A 16216-nucleotide genomic window follows, 5' to 3' on the forward strand; every position below is an offset into this window, starting at 1 on the left:
AACTCTCCCGTGTTCTTTCATTTCCGCTTCATTTTACCCTTATATACTGGGTCCATCAAACAGGGAATAGGAATTCCCGCTGAGGAGGGACCGACATGGACAAGGAAAGAATGGAACAGAGCAAAGTACGGCTTCAAGAAGCCGTCCATTGGGGCAGGAAACAGATCACCCCTCAGCGGTTGAAAAAGGGAGCCGGATGCCTGCTGGCACTGGCGGTTGTGGCGGGGGGAGGCAAGTTCGCCTTGCACCGGGCCAAAGCAGAAGCCAGGAGCCAGGAAGCCCAGGCACGGACGAAGATGCTCCAGAATCTGGCGGCCCAGAAGAACCTCCCTCTGGCTTCTATTGATGCGGTAAAGGAAAACATCGCCAGTATCCTGGGAACCGATGTTTCCAACATCACGTTCCAGAGCATCAACCTGGATGACCGGAAGCCAGGGGTAGGAAAGCCCTGGGACAAAAAGCTGGAGAAGAAGGAACGGAAGGAAAACAGACGGGAAATAAAGGCAGATGACAGCCGGAAGAAGCCGGAAAAACGGCCGGAAGGCGGACAGCCCGGACGGCTGGAGGAAGGGAAAGAAAGGGCGGACGGCCGGACTGGGGCCACTCCTAAACAGACGGAGGGCAGCCGAACGGAAATGGCCAACCCCGTTGCGGGAAATCATTTCCCGGGCGTATACCTGGCCCGCTGTGAAAAAGGTGGCATGGGCTACCTGTTCTTGGTAGATGCCCAAAGCGGACAGGTCATCCACGGCCGGGTCCATAAACTGAATCCTATCCAGCAGCTGCTGGGGTAAAGGAGGTCGACCATCATGACGAAAATCGTAACCTATGCCATGGCAAAACCCTATGGATCCATAATCCACCGGTTCAAAAAAATCACTAGCCTGTTCCTGCTGGGGGTCACTCTGGTGCTGGGAGCCAGCGCCCTGGTGAGCAGCCGGGCCGAAGCCGCTACCCCGCCTACGCCCCGGGAAGTCCATCAGGTAAGGCTGGAGCGGCACAAAAAGACGGCTCAGTACCGGAAGGAAGTCCGGAAAGAACGGGTCAAAGCAAGAAAGCACCGGGCCGAGGAAAGGAAGAAACACGCAGAAATCCGGAGAGAACACCGGCAGGAGAGGGAACAGGAAAACAGGTGGTGAAGAAGTGGGGGCTGCTGCACGTGCTGTGCAGCACCTCGGTCTCGATTCTCGAGTCTCGGGTCTCGAGCCGAATGAGAAATTTGCAGGCAAATTTTTGAATAGGGAAAACCTGTTCCGCCCATGATAAGATATTCGTTTCTATATCCAGCACGGCTCTGGTTTTGTATCTTCAAAAGAACCTGGACATGGTACAGGTTCTATCCAGAGGCCCGAGACTCACGACTCGAGACTCGAGACCTGAAAAGGGGCTGCTGCACATGCAGCAGCCCCTTTTCAGCAATTCCCCTCATACACGTACTTCAGCCACTGTCGGGCCAGGGCGGCCAGATGGTATACAGTTTCTACCGGGGTGGGGGGCAGGTCCAGGTGCCAGCGGGGGAAATACCGGGTAATATGCAGAGGAAGTTCCGGAGACAGGGAGGCCAGCCATTGGGCCTCTTTTTTCATATCTTCCTCTCCGTCATTTTTCCCCGGAATCACCAGGGTGGTCACTTCCACATGGCAGCCGGCTTCCACCGCCAACTGGATATTGGTTTTCACTGTTTCCAGATTTCCCTGGACCCACTGATAGAATTCTGGAGTGAAGCCTTTCAGGTCGATGTTGGCGGCGTCCACCAGGGGCAGCAGGGCTTCCCAAGGATCCTGGCAGAGAGTCCCGTTGGTCACCAGGATGGTGCAGAGCCCATTTTCCTTCAGCAGCCGGGCGCAGTCCCGGACATATTCATAACCTACTAGGGGTTCGTTGTAGGTGAAGGCCACTCCGATGCTGCCGGCTTTATCCCGGTATTCCAGGGCCAGGGCCATCAGCTGCTCCGGATCCAGATGGAGCCGGGCGGTTTCCGGGCCGGCTTGGGAAATGGAGGCGTTCTGACAGAAGGGGCAGCGGAGATTACAGCCCCAGCTGCCCAGGGATAGGATCTGGCTGCCGGGATGGAACCGGCGGAGGGGCTTTTTTTCGATGGGGTCCAGGGCCAGGGAGGTGAGGAAACCGTAATTGTCCGGGCGGATCTTCCCCTCCCGATGGCTCCGAGCCCGGCAGAAACCGGTCTGCCCGGGGGCCAGCCGGCAGCGGTGGGGGCAAAGGGAGCAGGTAAGGATTTTCTCCGGGGCCGTCATCTGTGTCTCACCACCTGGAACCGGAACAACTGAACTAGCTCTGTGGCCGCGATATTTCCTTTCTGACGGGCGATGGCAATCTGGTCATCTACGGTATCCACTCCGTCCAGATCGGGCAGCAGAAGGCCTCTCCGGTCGTCCTGGGCGCTTTTCACGATGACCCCATACTTCCGGGGATCCAGCTGTTCCGGTCCGGAAATGGGTTCCGGGGTGGTGAGTACATCCACATTGTATTCCAGATAGGGCAGTTCTTCCGGCTGGACGGCGGGGAAGCGAGGATCCCGGGTGGCGGCAGAGATCCCGTTCAGCAGGATCTCCCGGGCCAGGCAGTCCTGGGTGGGCAGGAAGGTGCCGATGCAGCCTCGGAGCTGCTCCTGGAGATGGAGAGATACGAAGGCACCAGCCTGGGTCTGGAGCATTTCCGGGGGAAGATCAGCCGGCAGCGGGGCGATTTCATGGTCCTTCACATAGGTTTCCACGGCCAGCCGGGCCAGTTTCACATAGGGATCCTCCCGGGCGATCCGCTCTTCCCGGCGCTTTTTTTCAGCGGCCAGCAGGGGGGACAGGAATTTTCTCCCGGGATCCGGTGCTCCCGGCAGGAAGGCGGCCACCCCGTAGCCCACGCCGAAGGGGCCTTCATAGGAGAGGAGACGGGATCGGACAGCGGTGCCGTCCCAGGCCCCGGCCATGATCCAGAAGGAACGGAGGCCGCATTCGGCGGCACGGGTGCACAGGGAATGGTCCAGGGTCAGGAGCCGGAAGAAATCGCCTTGGCCCAGGGCTTCCGTACACTGCCGGTCGAAGACGGGGCCTTCCGGAACATAGCCGTAAGGACCGTCTTTTTTCAGCTTATGGGACAGATCCCCGCTGGCGATGAATACTGCCCGGCGACCCAGCTTTTCCGTGGCCTCCCGGATGTACCGGCCGAAGAGATAATGGACATCGGGCCCCAGGCCGGACAGGCCGATCCGGACCACCTTCACCTTGTCCAGGGAACCGTATTTCCGGTAAAAATACAGGGGAATCATGGTACCGTGGTCCAGAGCCGGATCCCGTTCTCCCCCGAAACCGGCGGGGATCCCTGATTGCCGGGCTTCCTCATCAATCAGGGACGCCAGATCCCGGTCATACCGGACGGACAGTTCCACCTGGGGCGCCCGGAACTGGGCGAAATCCCCCTGGGCACCGCTGCCTGGGGCGATGTGGAAGTAATCCATGTACATTTCCCCATGGGGACTGGTGATGATCAGGGTATCTGGCTGGAATTCCGCCGCCTGTTTCATGACCGCCTCATAGGCAGCTGTGGTAGCGGCAATTTTCCGCTCTTCCCCCCGGCCCACTTCCGGCAGGATGATGGGGGGGTGGGGAACGGCATATGAAGCAAGGATTGTCATAGGAAACACCTCTCTTTCTTCTATTTTAACACAGAAAAGGCTGCCGCAATGCGGCAGCCTTTTCAGCTTCTTTTCCTGAACAACTCAAACAGATGCACCGGGGCTCCGCTGTTCCAGCTGTACCCGGGGCACTGCTCTTCTATCTTGGCCTTCACAGCTTCCAGGTCGTGGAAGACTTCCCATTTGGCGGCAATCTGGGACTGGCCGGTGAGCCGGAGCAGATAGGAAGGGTGGAAGGTGGCCAGGCAGGGGATCCCCTCAGCGGTGGTGAACCATTGGCCTCGTTCTCGGGTGATCCGGGCTTCCGGTCCCTTGAAATACCGGAGGGCCACACTGCCAAGGGCCAGGATCACCTTGGGCCGGAGCAGCCGGATTTCCTGTTCCAGCCATTTTTGGGCACAGAAGGCCCCTTCTTCCACGGTAGGGGTCCGGTTCCCTTTGGGCCGGCATTTGATTACATTGGTGGTGTAGACCCGGTCCCGGGTGATCCGGACGGACCAGAGGGCCCGATCCAGCAACTGGCCGCTGGGGCCGATGAGGGGACAGCCGTAGTCGTCCTCCACGCCGCCCGGTCCTTCTCCTACGATCATCAGGGGGCTTTCCAGGCTGCCGAACCAGCCCACCGGGGCCTGGCAGTCCTGGCGCAGCGGGCAGGCCGTACAGTCCTCCAGTTGTTTTTTCAGTTCGTCAAAGGTTTTTGCAGGTTCCATGGGTTTGAAGCTCCTTATATGGTTGACGAGACTGCTGCTTAAGCAGCAGTCCCTTTCTCCTTCATCCTCTCCAGGAAGAAGCTGGCCAAAAAGCCGGTGAACAGGCCGGTGGGGATGCCGATGGCGATCAGCACCGGCAGGTAGGAGAACAGGGCCGGGGTCCGCATGATGGCCACTGCCACCAGGATCTGTCCGCAGTTGTGGAGGAAGGCTCCCAAAAGGCCGATCCCGATGATGGAGAACCAATGGTGCTTCTCTCCCAAAGCCATGCCCACAAAGCTCAGGGCCGCGCCCCCCAGCCCGATCAGGAAACCGGGTGTCAGAAGCCCGGTGAAGAGCAGTCCGGTGAGGAGGATGCGGCTGGCCAGGAACAGGGTTCCTTTGCCCGGACCGTACAGGTACAGGACGATGATGGTCACTGTATTGGCCAGTCCCAGGTGGGCTCCCGGCAGAGGCAGCAGCCAGGCCAGGCTGGTTTCTGCCAGCCGGAGAGCGATGGCAGCTGCCAAAAGGACTCCCAGCTGGGTGATTTCATGGATGGATAGTTTAGCGGAGGATGGCGTCATGATCATTCTCCTTTGCTGCAGTGGTAAGAGTGACAAGGACTTTTTCCGGTACGCAGGCAATGGTCTGGCCGGAACGGGTGATCTTGCCCTGATGGACGCAGACCTGGTCCGGACAGGGGGAAGAAATCACCCGGCCGCCGTCTTTGTCGTAGGCGATCACCAGTTCCCCATGTTCCACGGGGACGATCAGCTTGGTCTCCGAGGTCACTTTTTTCAGTTCGATCCGCTGGAGCACCTGTTGGTCTTTCCGGACCACCAGGACTTTATCCTTGGCCGTACTGTCGGAACGGAACAGGAACCAGCTCCCTGCTGCCAGTACCAGCAGGACCAGGATCAGCCAAAAATCATTCTTGCGCATAAGGTCTCCTTATTTTTCCGGGGTATAGATGTCTTTCAGGCCGGAAGATACATAGGTCTTCCCCTCCAGGTCCACATAGAGCATTTCCAGGTTGGGATCTTTTTCCACCAGGGCCATGGCTTTGTCTTCCGGCAGGACAAAGAGCAGGGTGGAATAATAGTCTGCCCAGAAGGCCGAATGGGTGACTATGGTGACGGAGCGGGCATGCCAGGCGGGCCAGCCGGTCCGGGGGTCCAGGATGTGGTGGTACCGCTTCCCGTCCACTTCATAGTATCGCTGGTAATCCCCGCTGGTGGCGATGGCCGTACCATCTTTTACCGCCAGGGTCCCGATGATCCTCTGGGGATTCCGGGGATCTTGGACGCCGATTTTCCAGGGGCTGCCGTCATCTTTGGTGCCCAGCACCTTGATGTTGCCCCCGGCGTTGATGAGGGCGGTCTTGACCCGTTTGTCCCGGCTCAAGAGGTCCGCCGTCTGTTCCACCGCATAGCCTTTGGCCACTGCACCCAGATCCAGCTGGGCACCGGGGGCCAGAGTCACCGTATTGGCGGCTGTGTCTACAGTATACTTCTCAGGACCGGTTTTGGCCAGTGCCTGGGTGATTTCCCCTTCACTGGGAACGGTTTTGGCTTCTTTATGGGCGTTCCACACCTGGATCACTGGACCCAGAGACAGATCCAGATTTCGGTTCCCCATGGGCCGTACCTTGCTTAGGATGTCCATGAGATAGGGGGAGGCCTTGTGAGGCCCCTGGCCGGCACTTTCGTTCACGGCGTACAGGTCTTCCGGACCCTGTTTTGTATAGGGATCCGTCTGGTTGGCGATGGTCTGGAACAGTTGGAAGGCGTCATTGGCGGCGCTTTCCAGGTCTTTTTTGCTGTCTCCGGTGGTGGTGATGGTCACGATGGTGTCCATCATGAACCGGGTGTCTTCGTGTTTTTCGGCTTGAAAAAAGCAGCCTGCACAAGTCAGGCTGCTGAAAACCAGAAGCGAAGCTAATAGTTTTTTCATAGAAGTCCTCGTTTTATCTCTGCTTTTGGGCTTGGGCGGACGGGCACTGGTCGGCCATGGCACAGCAGGCGCAGCCGGTGGGTTCTGCCTTGGCAGGAGCTTCAGGCGTACCGGTGACAGGATTGATCTTCACCAGGCACTTCCGAGGGCACTTCATGGTGCACAGGCCGCAGCCCACGCACTTGGTGTAGTCGATGACCGGGATACTGCCGTTGGGCCCGTCTTCCAGGGTGATGGCCTGTTTGGGGCAGGTCTTCACGCAGATGCCGCAGCTGATGCAGGACACCTTGCAGTTGGTCATAGCGGCTTTGCCCTTTTCCCGGTTGTTGCACTGGACCAGGACTTTCTTGTCCGCCGGGATCATTTCGATCAGCAGCTGAGGGCAGGCTTTGGAGCAGGCACCGCAACTGACGCATTTGTTGTAGTCGAATTCCGGCAGTCCGTTCTCGCCGATCTTCAGGGCACCGAAGTTGCAGGCGTCCACGCAGGCACCGTCTCCGAAGCAGCCGAAGTTGCACTGGCCAGGGCCGCCAGCATTGGCAGCTTTCACATAGCAGTTCTTGATGCCTGCCCGGTTGGCCACAGGGGTCCGGTTGGCGGTGCAGCCATTGCAGTGGAGACGGGGGATGCTCCGGACGGCGTTTTCGTCATCGTTGCTTTCCACACCCATGACAGCGGCAATGGCTTTTTTGTTCTCAGCGCTGCAGACTACGCATTTGGTGGCGTCTTTTTCCTGACCGGAAACGATGGCATCAGCCATGGCGCCGCAGCCGGCATACCCGCACCCGCCGCAGTTAGCGCCGGGCAGCAGGTTGGTGATCTCCCCGATCCGGGGATCTTCTTCAACGGCAAATTTCTTGCTGGCCGTAGCCAGTACCAGGCCGAATGCGCCACCCAGCACTGCGACCAGAATCACAGCAGTCATAATCATAATTATTCAGCTCCTAACTCAATGGATGCCGCTCATCCCCATCATGGAAATGGACATGCAGCTGGCGGTGATCAAAGCAATGGGAAGGTTCTGGAGGCATTTGGGCAGAGCCTTTTCGTCCAGACGTTCCCGGATGCAGGAGAACAGCAGGATGGCCATGGTGTAACCAATGGACGTACCGATGGAGTTCACGCAGGAATCCAGGAAGCTGTAGTTGCTTTCCACGTTGATCAGAGCGATACCCAGGATGGCGCAGTTAGTGGTGATCAGCGGCAGGTAGATACCCATGGCTTTGTGCAGGGAGGGCATGGCCTTTTTCATGAACATTTCGACCAGCTGTACCAGGGTGGCGATGGCCAGGATGAAGACCAGGGTCTTCAGGTATTCCAGGTGATAGGGCACCAGGAGCAGATGGTAGCAGGCGTAGGAGAGCATGGTGGACAGCAGCATGACGAAGGATACGGCAGCACTCATGCCTACGGAATTCTTGAAGTTCTTGGAAACCCCCAGGAAGGAGCACATTCCCAGGAACCGGGACAGGATGATGTTAGAAACGAAGATGGAACTGAAGAGAATGCCGAAAGTACTATGCATTGTGAGCACCTCTTTCTTTGAAGTAGTTGACCGTAGCGAAGACAAAGCCCATGGTCAGGAAGGCTCCAGCCGGCAGGATGAAGATCAGCACCGGCTGGTACGCAGCGGGCAGGACGGCATGGTCGAGCAGTTTGCCGGCTCCGATCAGTTCCCGGAAGCAGGCGATGCAACTAAGGGCGAAAGTGAAACCGATGCCCATGCCGATGGCATCCAGAGCGGAAGCGATGATCCCATGGTCGCAGGCGAAAGCTTCCGCACGGCCCAGGACGATACAGTTAACTACGATCAGAGGAACGAATACGCCCAGGGCTGCGTACAGCGCCGGCACGAAAGCGTTCATCAGCATTTCCAATACGGTCACCACAGATGCGATGACCACGATATAGCAGGGGATGTGGATCTGGTCCGGAATCAGTTTCCGGATGGCAGCGATGATCATGTTGGTGAATACCAGAACGAAGGTAAAGGCACAGCCCATACCGATGGCGTTGGTCAGAGAAGTACTGGTGGCCAGCGACGGACACACACCCAACAGCTGGACGAACAACGGGTTTTCCTTGATGATACCTTTGGTCAATTCATGCAGCATCTCGATCAGTCCTTTCCGTTGGCATGATTCTTCATGTAGTCTTCCCGGGCGGCATTGACGCCGGTGACCACAGCTCTGGAAGTGATGGTCGCCGCAGTGATGGCTTTGATCTCATTGGGTTTGCCCGCTTCCTGTTTAGTGACCACAAGAGCCTCTTTCAGAGGTTTGCCTTTGAATTGGGCCTGCCAGGCGGGTTCCGTACTCTTGGCACCCAGGCCAGGGGTTTCGCTGTGGTTCATGACCTTGATCCCGGTGATTTTGTCTCCATTCTTGGAGATGCCCACCATCAGGGTCACTTTTCCGCCGTAGCCGCTGGGGGTCACGGTGTAGATGTAGCCGTTGGGCTTGCCGTTCTTGTTGGACTGCTGCACATCGGTGATCAGTCCGCCGGGAGCCGGCAGCTTCTTCAGGTCGCCCAGTTCCGGCAGCACTACCTTGTAGGCAGCCCGGGTATCGGCTTCGTGTTTTTTGGCGATGGTATCCTTGGTCCCTTCATTGGCAGCAGCTACGAGACCTACGCTGACGCCGCAGATGACGGCCAGGATGCCGGTGTATTTAACAAAGAGGTTGCTCATTTTTTCTGACCTCCTCCGAAGGATACATTCCGTACGAACCGGTCAATCATAGGAGTGACCATGTTCATCATCAGGATGGAATAGCACACGCCTTCCGTGTAGCTGCCCCGCAGACGGATCAGGGAAGTCAGGACGCCCAGTCCGATGGCATAGATGATCTTGCCCTTCTTGGTGATGGGGGAAGTGACCCAGTCAGTAGCCATGAAGAAGGCACCGATCATCAGGCCACCGGCAAACAGATGGTACAGAGGGAAAGTGGAAGGATACCCCATCACAGCGCCGTAGATCCCAGTGAGCACGGCTACCGTGGCCAGATAGAACACAGGGATACGCCAGTCGATGAGCTTTTTCCAGATCAGGTACAGGCCACCCAGGACCAGAGCCGGTACGCAGGTTTCACCCAGGGAACCGCCGATGTTGCCGATGAAGAGATCGGACAGAGGAGGCAGCTGGGAAGCAGCGGCACCGCCAGCTTGCCATACTTTTTCCGTCATACGCATCACAGCCAGAGGCGTAGCGGCGGTGGTGGCATCTGCCCCGGCCGTGGCAGCCGTTACAGCAGCCGCTTTGGTAGCGGGGATGACCCAGGTGGTCATCTGCTGGGGGAAAGAAGCCAGCAGGATGGCACGGCCGATGTGGGCCGGGTTGAAGATGTTCTTGCCCAGGCCGCCGAAGATGGCTTTGCCGATCACTACGGCGAACATGCCGCCCAGGACAGACATGTAGCTGGGCAGGGAAGCAGGCAGGCACAGGGCCAGCAGCAGGCCGGTGAGGGCTGCGGAACCGTCCTTGACGGTATCCTTCTTCACGCCCATGACCTTATTGGCCAGTTTTTCAAAGATAATGGCAGAAAGCACGCAGCAAACGATCACACGGACCGCATCTACGCGGAAATAATAGACAGAAGCCAGGACAGCCGGTACCAGTGCCAGGATGACTTCCCGCATGGACTTGCTGATGGTGAGCCCACAGTGCATGTGGGGAGACGAGGAAACGAGAACCAGCGGTTTCGGTTCTTTAATAGGTTCCATAATCGATATCCAGTCCTTTCGCGAAATTATTTGTCGAATTTATAGAAGGGGTTGTGACCGCCGTCACCTTTCCCTCTGATAAATTGCTTGCCCATCCGGATGTACTGCACCAGAGGAATATGGGCAGGGCATACGAAAGCACAGGAACCGCATTCGATGCAGGCATGGCAGAAGAACCGTTCCGCATCTTCCCAGTTCTGCTTCTTCACAGCCTGGACGATTTCCGTGGGTTCCAGCTTCATGGGGCAGGCATCCACACAGCGGGCGCAGTGCACGCAGGGATCCGGTTCATGATACTGGGCAAAAGGAGAGTTGGAATTGAAGATCAAGAGACCGCTGGAACCTTTGGTGATGGGGTAATCCAGGGAGTTGACGGCAAAACCCATCATCATCCCGCCGGAAACGATCTTGCCGGGAGCTCCTTCCAGGCCACCGGCGGCTTTTTCCACAGCGTCGCTGTAGAGGGTCCCCAGACGGACGATATAGTTCCCCGGTTTCTTCACGCCGTCACCGCTGATGGTCACGACTCTTTCGTACAGGGGGACATTGTTCTTCACAGCGCGGCAGGCTGCTACAGCAGTGCCTACGTTGTCCACGATGACGCCCACATCCGCTGGCAGGCCCCGATCAGGGCCGGTACGGCCGGTAGCGGCATAGATCAGGTGCTTTTCAGAGCCCTGAGGATATTTTTCCTTGCAGACGCAGACTTCGATGTTGGCTTCGCCAGCCACTTTCTTCTGCATCAGTTCGATGGCATCGGGTTTGTTGTCTTCGATGCCGATGACGCCTTTGGCAGCGCCGGAGGCCAGCATGAAGTACTTCAGCCCTTGGATGATCTCGTCAGCGTATTCCAGGAGGGTACGGTGATCCGCCGTGACGAAGGGTTCACATTCGATCCCGTTCAGGAGGATCGTGTCGATGGGGCAGTGGCCTTCCTTGGGAGGAGCATACTTCACCGCCGTGGGGAAGGTGGCGCCGCCCATGCCGGCGATCCCTTTTTCCCGCAGGACCTGACGGATCAGATCCGGGGTGATCTCTTCTTCGCTGCGGGGTTTGATATCCTCGCACAGGGTGTCCTGGCCATCATTCTTGATGACCACGCACTGGGAAATCATGCCGTTGGGCATATACCGATTTTCCAGCTTCATGACCATGCCGCTGACGCTGGCATGGATGTTGGTGCTGACGAAACCGCCTGCTTCACCAATCACCTGTCCGATCGTGACCTTATCCCCTGGTTTCACCACCGGTTTTGCCGGAGCACCAATGTGCTGGGAAAGAGGAATGTACACCACGTCCGGAGCCGGGCATCTTTCGATGGCCACTTTGTCGGTCAAGGACTTGCTGGGGGGTACTTCTACACCGCCCATGAAACTTGCTTCTTGTGCAGACATTCAGTTCACCTCTAACCTTTCATGTGTCAAACTTCAAGTAAAAATTATATATTGTTAAATCACAAAAAACAAGGGGCTGAAAGGACTCTCTTAAAGGAAGCAGGCAGAATACGGGGAAAAATTTTCTTCTCAAAAAGTTTACAAAAAAACATGCAGGAGAGTGTAAAATAGTTTATAATAATGGACGTAGCCAGTGGAATTTTGTACAAATGTAAGAATTCGAGGAATCTTGTGAAAAGACTGTCTATAAGGATGTATATATTGAAGAAATTTTTACAGCATGCGGGAGGAAATGCTTATGTTCGGATTGTATTTCGATGATTACGATACTCCGGTATTCCGTCCCCCCAGTGAAGCCAACAGCTTCATCCTGCGGGTGACCCGGGGGTGTGCCCACAATACCTGTACCTTCTGTGCCATGTATAAGGACGTACAGTTCGCCCTTTGCCCCAATGAAGAGATCTCCCGACAGATCGCCTTGGCGGCCCGGTATGCCCAGGATCAGGTGAAACGGATCTTCCTGGCGGACGGGGATGCCCTGGTGCTTCCTACAGAGAAGCTGCTGAAGATCTTGGCTGTGCTCTACCAGACCTTCCCCCATCTCCAGCGGGTGACTTCTTACGCTGGACCCCGGGATATCCTGCGCAAGAGCGATGAAGAGATGCGGCGGCTCCGGGAAGCGGGGCTGAAGATGCTGTATTTCGGCCTGGAAACCGGGGACGATGCCCTCCTGGCCCGGATCAAGAAAGGCGTCACGGCGGAAGAAGCCATCGCCGCCGGACAGAAGGTGGTCCGCAGCGGTATGAAACTGTCCATGATGGTGATCGCCGGCCTGGGCGGGAAAGCGGACAGTGAGCGCCACGCCGTGGAGACAGGGAAAGCGGTGACCGCCATCCAGCCCAATATGCTCAGTGTGCTGACCCTGCGGCTGTACAAGGGGACGGAAATGCTCCGGCAGTTCGAAAATGGAGAATTTGAGCTGCTCTCCCCAGCTGGCCTGGCTCAGGAAGCCCATACCATGCTGGAAAATGTGGAGATCCGGCCAGAGAGCCATACCCTGTTCCGCAGCAACCACATTTCCAATTATGTGGCCCTGGCTGGGACGCTGCCCCAGGACAAAGGACGGCTGCTCCAGGAACTGGAAGTGTCCATCGGTAAACTTTCCAAATTGACGGATTGGGAAGTTTATACTAATATGGAGTATTGAGAATGTTTCATTTTTGCCAGATCTGACAAGATCCGTTGTTTTAGGAAAAGAGGCACCTCGTATGAAACTGCATAAGTTTGTCACAGCGCTGGTCCTGGCTGTATTGGCCCTGCCCCTTTCAGTAGGCGCGGTTGCCCGCAAGGCGGCCCCTCTGAAAGTCGGGGACAAGGGCTGGAAAGTCAAGACCGTGCAGATCAAATTGAACGCCATCGGCATGAAGACCCCCCTGACCGGGAGATATACCCGGGACTTGGAGGAACAGGTACGGAACTTCCAGCGCAGCCATAAACTGCAGGCTACAGGAAGGGTGGACGATACCACCTATTTCCGGATCCAGGAGGCGGCCTTTGAAAAAGAGGGAATCCACGGCGTGAAGGGGGAAGACGTGGTCCGGACGGCTTCCCGGTACAAGGGAGTGCCCTACAGCTTCGGCGGGACCACCCCCCGGGCCTTCGACTGCTCCGGCTACGTCCAGTACGTGTTCCGGCAGCATAAAGCCCAGCTGCCCCGGACGGCGGATCTGCAGTTCGAAAAAGGGCTCTTCGTGACCCAGCGGCAACTGAAGCCGGGGGACCTGGTGTTCTTTTCCACCTACGAACCGGGAGCTTCCCATGTGGGGATCTATGCAGGGAACGGGTTGTTCTGGAATGCCACCTCGTCTAAAGGGGTCCGGCTGTGCAGCCTGTCCGATGAATACTGGAAGACAAGATATTACGGTGCCAAGCGGGTCCTGGTCCCGGTACATAAATCATATCGCTAAAGCGAATCAGGGGGTAAATCGATGATTAGGGAACGACGCAATAAGGAAAAATTGACCAGCTACTACAATAAGTTCATTGACGAGGGGATTATCGATCCCAACGTCCATCCGTGGGTCGCGGAGTCCTGGCGCCGGTGTGAAGCCCGGAAGCTGAACCATGAGACCATGCCGGCCCATGGGGTGCGGCTGTCTCCTCAGGAACTGGCGAGAGCGCTGGAAGTCCATGAGGATGTGGTGAAATATGTGGACGGGCTCTTTGAACAGAACAAGCAGTACTTCAACTCCCATAATCTAAGCATGCTGCTGGTGGATGAAGAAGGGTACGTGCTGAAGAACTATGCCCTGCCCTTCTTCCAGCGGAGCATCGAGGACATCCAGGGCATGCGGGTCCTGGAAGAAGATGTGGGGACTTCCAGCATCTGTGTGGCACGGAGCCACGATGTCCCTTTCCTGATGTTCGGGCCGGAAATGTGGATCCGGGAAAGCCATTCCGGGGACGCTTGCTCGGCTCCTATCAACGTAGCTGGCCAGGGCCGGTACATCCTGTCCCTGTTTTCCTTGGACCAGAACGACCTGCCCTATGATATCCTCCTGAGCCTTTTGATGACCATGAAGTATTCTGTGGAGAACTTCCTGACCATGCTGGCCTACTGGAAGGTCTGCGGGCTGATCTCCGAAGAGATCCCGGCCTCTGTATATTGGGTGAATCCCGATGGGTCCCTGCGCTACAGCAACGCCAATGGAAAGAAGCGCATGGAGGGCAAGGAACGGCTGGATGAAGTGTTCCTGAATTATGAGCACATCCCCATCCAGAAGGGCCTTTCCGGGAAGAGCACCATCCGCAAGGAGATCACCTGGATCACCCAGGACCGGACCTATGAAGATGTGACCAGCGTCCTGCCGGTGCGGGCCGGGGGCAAGGTGGACAGCGTGGTGATCATCACCATGGCCATCGAGGATCTGAAGACCACCATCGCCCATGCCACCGGGTACAGTTCCCGGTACAGCCTTTACAGCATGGTGGGGAATTCCAGCGAATTCCTGGCTCTCCAGCACAAGGCAGCCCGGGTGGCACGGGGAGACAACAACTTGCTGCTCCAGGGCGAACCGGGGACCGGCAAACAGCGGCTGGCCCACGGGATCCATCAGGCCAGTCCCCGGGCGGCGGCCCCTCTCATCACGGTACGGGGCCATGAAGGAGCCGAGGCGGAACTGGAAGCGGAATTCTTCGGCAGTGACGATGGAGCCGGCCATGTGACAGCAGGGGCCCTGGAATTGGCCAACGGCGGGACCCTGTTCCTGGATGAAATCGAGAAATTCCCCACCCGGCTGGAAGATGTGCTGGCCGATGCCCTGCGCAACGGAGTGCTGAACTGGGAAACCGGGACCCGGCGGAAATTCAATGTCCGGGTGATCGCCGCCTGCGATTCCAACCTGAAACGGCTGACGGACAAGGGACTGTTCTCCCGGAGCCTGTACGAACAGGTCATCGGGACGGTGATCCGGGTACCGCCCCTGCGGGAACGGGTGGAAGATGTGGAAGTGATTGCCAACCACATCCTCACGGAAATGGCAGCCCGGCACAATATGCCGGGGAAGACCCTTTCCAAAGAGGCCCTGCAGCTCCTGAACAGCTGCCAGTGGCCCGGGAATATCAAACAGCTCCAGGGAGTCATCGAACAGGCTTTCTTCCATACCTCCGGCAGCGTCATCGAGGCCTCCCATATCAAACTGCCGGGAGAACACCGGATCGAGAAATCCTGGAAGCATGATAAAGATGCCTTTGTGGCGGCCTGGAAAGCGGCCGGGGGCAATATCAGCAAGCTGGCCTTGATGCTGGATGTGAGCCGGGTGACCCTGTACCGGTATCTGAAGAAATTCAACCTGGGCCCGGAAGAGAAGAAGGCACGGGGAAAGAGAGCGAAAAAGGAATAGACGGACGGCTGTTGCATGGGCAACAGCCCCGTCATACGTCATAGGTCATACGCCGATGGAAGCGAAGCCAGCTTTGCTGGCTCTGGATTTGAGAAAATCAATTGATGTATGAAATAGGTTTTGAAGTTCCAAAATCAATTTGTGAAAATTGATTTCTAAAAGCGTATGACGAATGACGACTGACGTATGACGAAGGGTGTGTTACACAAAACGTGCAACACACCCTCTTATTCAGACGATAAGGAGAAATTGCATGCGTTTACGAAAGAAACCCTGGATCCCCCAGGCACTGGAAGAGTATCGGGGAAAAGAACTGCTGGAAGATGGGTTGGAACAGTATAAGGGGCAATGGTCCCAACTGGTCCTGGGCGGCCGGCCGGTCCAGCTGGAAATCGGCTGCGGCAAAGGGCAGTTTCTTGCGGCCATGAGCGGCCTCCATCCGGAAATCGGCTACCTGGGCATCGAGACCCAGCGGGAGGTCTGCTATTATGCGGTGAAGAAGCTCCGGGAAGGGGAGATCCCTAATGCCCGGATCGTCCATGCCGATGCCGCCCATCTGCTGGAATGGTTCGCCCCCGGGGAAGTGGATCAGATTTATTTGAATTTCAGCGATCCCTGGCCCAAAGCCCGCCATGCCAAACGGCGGCTCACCTACCGGACCTTCCTGGCCCAGTACAAAGAAATCCTGAAGTCCGGCGGCCATCTCCGCTTCAAGACGGACAATGATGATCTATTCGCCTTTTCTGTAGAGGAGTTCAAAGAATTCGGCCTGGAAATCGCAGCACTCACTACGGATCTCCACCATACGGACATCCTCAATGAGGCCCAGACCGAATATGAGCAGAAGTTCAGTGCCCGGGGCAAGAACATCAATTTCTGCGAAGTGGTTTTTTAAAGGACCGAGGC

18 protein-coding genes are annotated in these 16216 nt (G+C 57.0%); 6 read left to right on the top strand and 12 right to left on the bottom strand.

What is annotated here, in order from left to right:
• Positions 1 to 95 precede the first annotated feature (95 nt).
• Positions 96 to 794 carry a hypothetical protein gene (locus ACTUHY_RS08285; protein WP_442827356.1) on the top strand — a complete coding sequence of 233 codons (699 nt, stop codon included), beginning with the start codon at positions 96 to 98 and terminating at the stop codon, positions 792 to 794.
• Positions 795 to 809: 15 nt separating this feature from the next.
• On the top strand, positions 810 to 1139 hold the full coding sequence (locus tag ACTUHY_RS08290; protein ID WP_278674589.1) for a hypothetical protein: 330 nt from the start codon (positions 810 to 812) through the stop codon (positions 1137 to 1139).
• Positions 1140 to 1412: 273 nt separating this feature from the next.
• Here the strand turns inward: ACTUHY_RS08290 and amrS are convergent, their stop codons facing one another.
• The 12 genes from amrS to rsxC form a co-directional block, all read right to left on the bottom strand.
• Positions 1413 to 2255, bottom strand: a complete 843-nt coding sequence (gene amrS / locus ACTUHY_RS08295) for an AmmeMemoRadiSam system radical SAM enzyme (RefSeq protein ID WP_442827357.1) — start codon at positions 2253 to 2255, stop codon at positions 1413 to 1415.
• Entirely contained in the window at positions 2252 to 3649 is a 1398-nt protein-coding gene (gene amrA / locus ACTUHY_RS08300) for an AmmeMemoRadiSam system protein A (RefSeq protein ID WP_442827358.1), read from the bottom strand. Before amrA ends, amrS begins: the two co-directional genes overlap by 4 nt.
• A 62-nt stretch (positions 3650 to 3711) precedes the next feature.
• Positions 3712 to 4359: a uracil-DNA glycosylase gene (locus tag ACTUHY_RS08305; RefSeq protein ID WP_442827359.1), complete on the bottom strand. Its 648-nt coding sequence runs from the start codon at positions 4357 to 4359 to the stop codon at positions 3712 to 3714.
• Positions 4360 to 4397: 38 nt separating this feature from the next.
• A complete protein-coding gene (locus tag ACTUHY_RS08310) occupies positions 4398 to 4925 on the bottom strand; it encodes a Gx transporter family protein (protein WP_442827360.1) in 528 nt (175 codons plus the stop codon).
• On the bottom strand, positions 4906 to 5283 hold the full coding sequence (locus ACTUHY_RS08315) for a NusG domain II-containing protein (RefSeq protein WP_278674579.1): 378 nt from the start codon (positions 5281 to 5283) through the stop codon (positions 4906 to 4908). Before ACTUHY_RS08315 ends, ACTUHY_RS08310 begins: the two co-directional genes overlap by 20 nt.
• A 9-nt stretch (positions 5284 to 5292) precedes the next feature.
• Positions 5293 to 6294, bottom strand: a complete 1002-nt coding sequence (locus tag ACTUHY_RS08320; RefSeq protein WP_442827361.1) for an FAD:protein FMN transferase — start codon at positions 6292 to 6294, stop codon at positions 5293 to 5295.
• A 13-nt stretch (positions 6295 to 6307) separates the two neighbouring features.
• Entirely contained in the window at positions 6308 to 7225 is a 918-nt protein-coding gene (locus ACTUHY_RS08325) for an RnfABCDGE type electron transport complex subunit B (RefSeq protein WP_278674576.1), read from the bottom strand.
• Positions 7226 to 7243: 18 nt separating this feature from the next.
• Positions 7244 to 7819 (bottom strand): electron transport complex protein RnfA, encoded by a 576-nt coding sequence (locus ACTUHY_RS08330; protein ID WP_012937509.1) that lies wholly within the window; start codon positions 7817 to 7819, stop codon positions 7244 to 7246.
• Positions 7812 to 8408: an RnfABCDGE type electron transport complex subunit E gene (locus ACTUHY_RS08335; protein ID WP_278674574.1), complete on the bottom strand. Its 597-nt coding sequence runs from the start codon at positions 8406 to 8408 to the stop codon at positions 7812 to 7814. The genes ACTUHY_RS08330 and ACTUHY_RS08335 overlap by 8 nt, the downstream gene beginning before the upstream one ends.
• 5 nt (positions 8409 to 8413) lie before the next feature.
• Positions 8414 to 8983: an RnfABCDGE type electron transport complex subunit G gene (locus tag ACTUHY_RS08340; protein WP_278674572.1), complete on the bottom strand. Its 570-nt coding sequence runs from the start codon at positions 8981 to 8983 to the stop codon at positions 8414 to 8416.
• Positions 8980 to 10014, bottom strand: a complete 1035-nt coding sequence (locus ACTUHY_RS08345; protein ID WP_442827362.1) for an RnfABCDGE type electron transport complex subunit D — start codon at positions 10012 to 10014, stop codon at positions 8980 to 8982. Before ACTUHY_RS08345 ends, ACTUHY_RS08340 begins: the two co-directional genes overlap by 4 nt.
• A 26-nt stretch (positions 10015 to 10040) precedes the next feature.
• Positions 10041 to 11408: an electron transport complex subunit RsxC gene (rsxC, locus tag ACTUHY_RS08350; RefSeq protein ID WP_442827363.1), complete on the bottom strand. Its 1368-nt coding sequence runs from the start codon at positions 11406 to 11408 to the stop codon at positions 10041 to 10043.
• A 298-nt stretch (positions 11409 to 11706) separates the two neighbouring features.
• Here rsxC and ACTUHY_RS08355 point away from each other — a divergent pair, with 298 nt between their 5' ends.
• From ACTUHY_RS08355 to trmB, 4 genes are all read left to right on the top strand, one after another.
• Positions 11707 to 12615 carry a radical SAM protein gene (locus ACTUHY_RS08355; protein WP_278674567.1) on the top strand — a complete coding sequence of 303 codons (909 nt, stop codon included), beginning with the start codon at positions 11707 to 11709 and terminating at the stop codon, positions 12613 to 12615.
• Between the two features lie 61 nt (positions 12616 to 12676).
• Entirely contained in the window at positions 12677 to 13375 is a 699-nt protein-coding gene (locus ACTUHY_RS08360) for a C40 family peptidase (protein ID WP_442827364.1), read from the top strand.
• Positions 13376 to 13396: 21 nt separating this feature from the next.
• Complete coding sequence (locus ACTUHY_RS08365; protein ID WP_442827365.1) at positions 13397 to 15310, top strand: sigma-54-dependent Fis family transcriptional regulator; 1914 nt, start codon at positions 13397 to 13399, stop codon at positions 15308 to 15310.
• A gap of 253 nt (positions 15311 to 15563) precedes the next feature.
• Positions 15564 to 16205: a tRNA (guanosine(46)-N7)-methyltransferase TrmB gene (gene trmB / locus ACTUHY_RS08370; protein WP_442827366.1), complete on the top strand. Its 642-nt coding sequence runs from the start codon at positions 15564 to 15566 to the stop codon at positions 16203 to 16205.
• Positions 16206 to 16216: the final 11 nt, after the last annotated feature.

Source organism: Acidaminococcus nyctereutis (genome assembly GCF_052216985.1).
Taxonomy (GTDB): domain Bacteria; phylum Bacillota; class Negativicutes; order Acidaminococcales; family Acidaminococcaceae; genus Acidaminococcus; species Acidaminococcus fermentans_A.

Bases quoted from the DNA above. Each gene is read 5' to 3' on its own strand.
- ACTUHY_RS08285 (WP_442827356.1), top strand. From the start codon at position 96: ATGGACAAGGAAAGAATGGAACAGAGCAAAGTACGGCTTCAAGAAGCC.
- ACTUHY_RS08290 (WP_278674589.1), top strand. From the start codon at position 810: ATGACGAAAATCGTAACCTATGCCATGGCAAAACCCTATGGATCCATA.
- amrS (WP_442827357.1), bottom strand. From the start codon at position 2,255: ATGACGGCCCCGGAGAAAATCCTTACCTGCTCCCTTTGCCCCCACCGC.
- amrA (WP_442827358.1), bottom strand. From the start codon at position 3,649: ATGACAATCCTTGCTTCATATGCCGTTCCCCACCCCCCCATCATCCTG.
- ACTUHY_RS08305 (WP_442827359.1), bottom strand. From the start codon at position 4,359: ATGGAACCTGCAAAAACCTTTGACGAACTGAAAAAACAACTGGAGGAC.
- ACTUHY_RS08310 (WP_442827360.1), bottom strand. From the start codon at position 4,925: ATGACGCCATCCTCCGCTAAACTATCCATCCATGAAATCACCCAGCTG.
- ACTUHY_RS08315 (WP_278674579.1), bottom strand. From the start codon at position 5,283: ATGCGCAAGAATGATTTTTGGCTGATCCTGGTCCTGCTGGTACTGGCA.
- ACTUHY_RS08320 (WP_442827361.1), bottom strand. From the start codon at position 6,294: ATGAAAAAACTATTAGCTTCGCTTCTGGTTTTCAGCAGCCTGACTTGT.
- ACTUHY_RS08325 (WP_278674576.1), bottom strand. From the start codon at position 7,225: ATGATTATGACTGCTGTGATTCTGGTCGCAGTGCTGGGTGGCGCATTC.
- ACTUHY_RS08330 (WP_012937509.1), bottom strand. From the start codon at position 7,819: ATGCATAGTACTTTCGGCATTCTCTTCAGTTCCATCTTCGTTTCTAAC.
- ACTUHY_RS08335 (WP_278674574.1), bottom strand. From the start codon at position 8,408: ATGCTGCATGAATTGACCAAAGGTATCATCAAGGAAAACCCGTTGTTC.
- ACTUHY_RS08340 (WP_278674572.1), bottom strand. From the start codon at position 8,983: ATGAGCAACCTCTTTGTTAAATACACCGGCATCCTGGCCGTCATCTGC.
- ACTUHY_RS08345 (WP_442827362.1), bottom strand. From the start codon at position 10,014: ATGGAACCTATTAAAGAACCGAAACCGCTGGTTCTCGTTTCCTCGTCT.
- rsxC (WP_442827363.1), bottom strand. From the start codon at position 11,408: ATGTCTGCACAAGAAGCAAGTTTCATGGGCGGTGTAGAAGTACCCCCC.
- ACTUHY_RS08355 (WP_278674567.1), top strand. From the start codon at position 11,707: ATGTTCGGATTGTATTTCGATGATTACGATACTCCGGTATTCCGTCCC.
- ACTUHY_RS08360 (WP_442827364.1), top strand. From the start codon at position 12,677: ATGAAACTGCATAAGTTTGTCACAGCGCTGGTCCTGGCTGTATTGGCC.
- ACTUHY_RS08365 (WP_442827365.1), top strand. From the start codon at position 13,397: ATGATTAGGGAACGACGCAATAAGGAAAAATTGACCAGCTACTACAAT.
- trmB (WP_442827366.1), top strand. From the start codon at position 15,564: ATGCGTTTACGAAAGAAACCCTGGATCCCCCAGGCACTGGAAGAGTAT.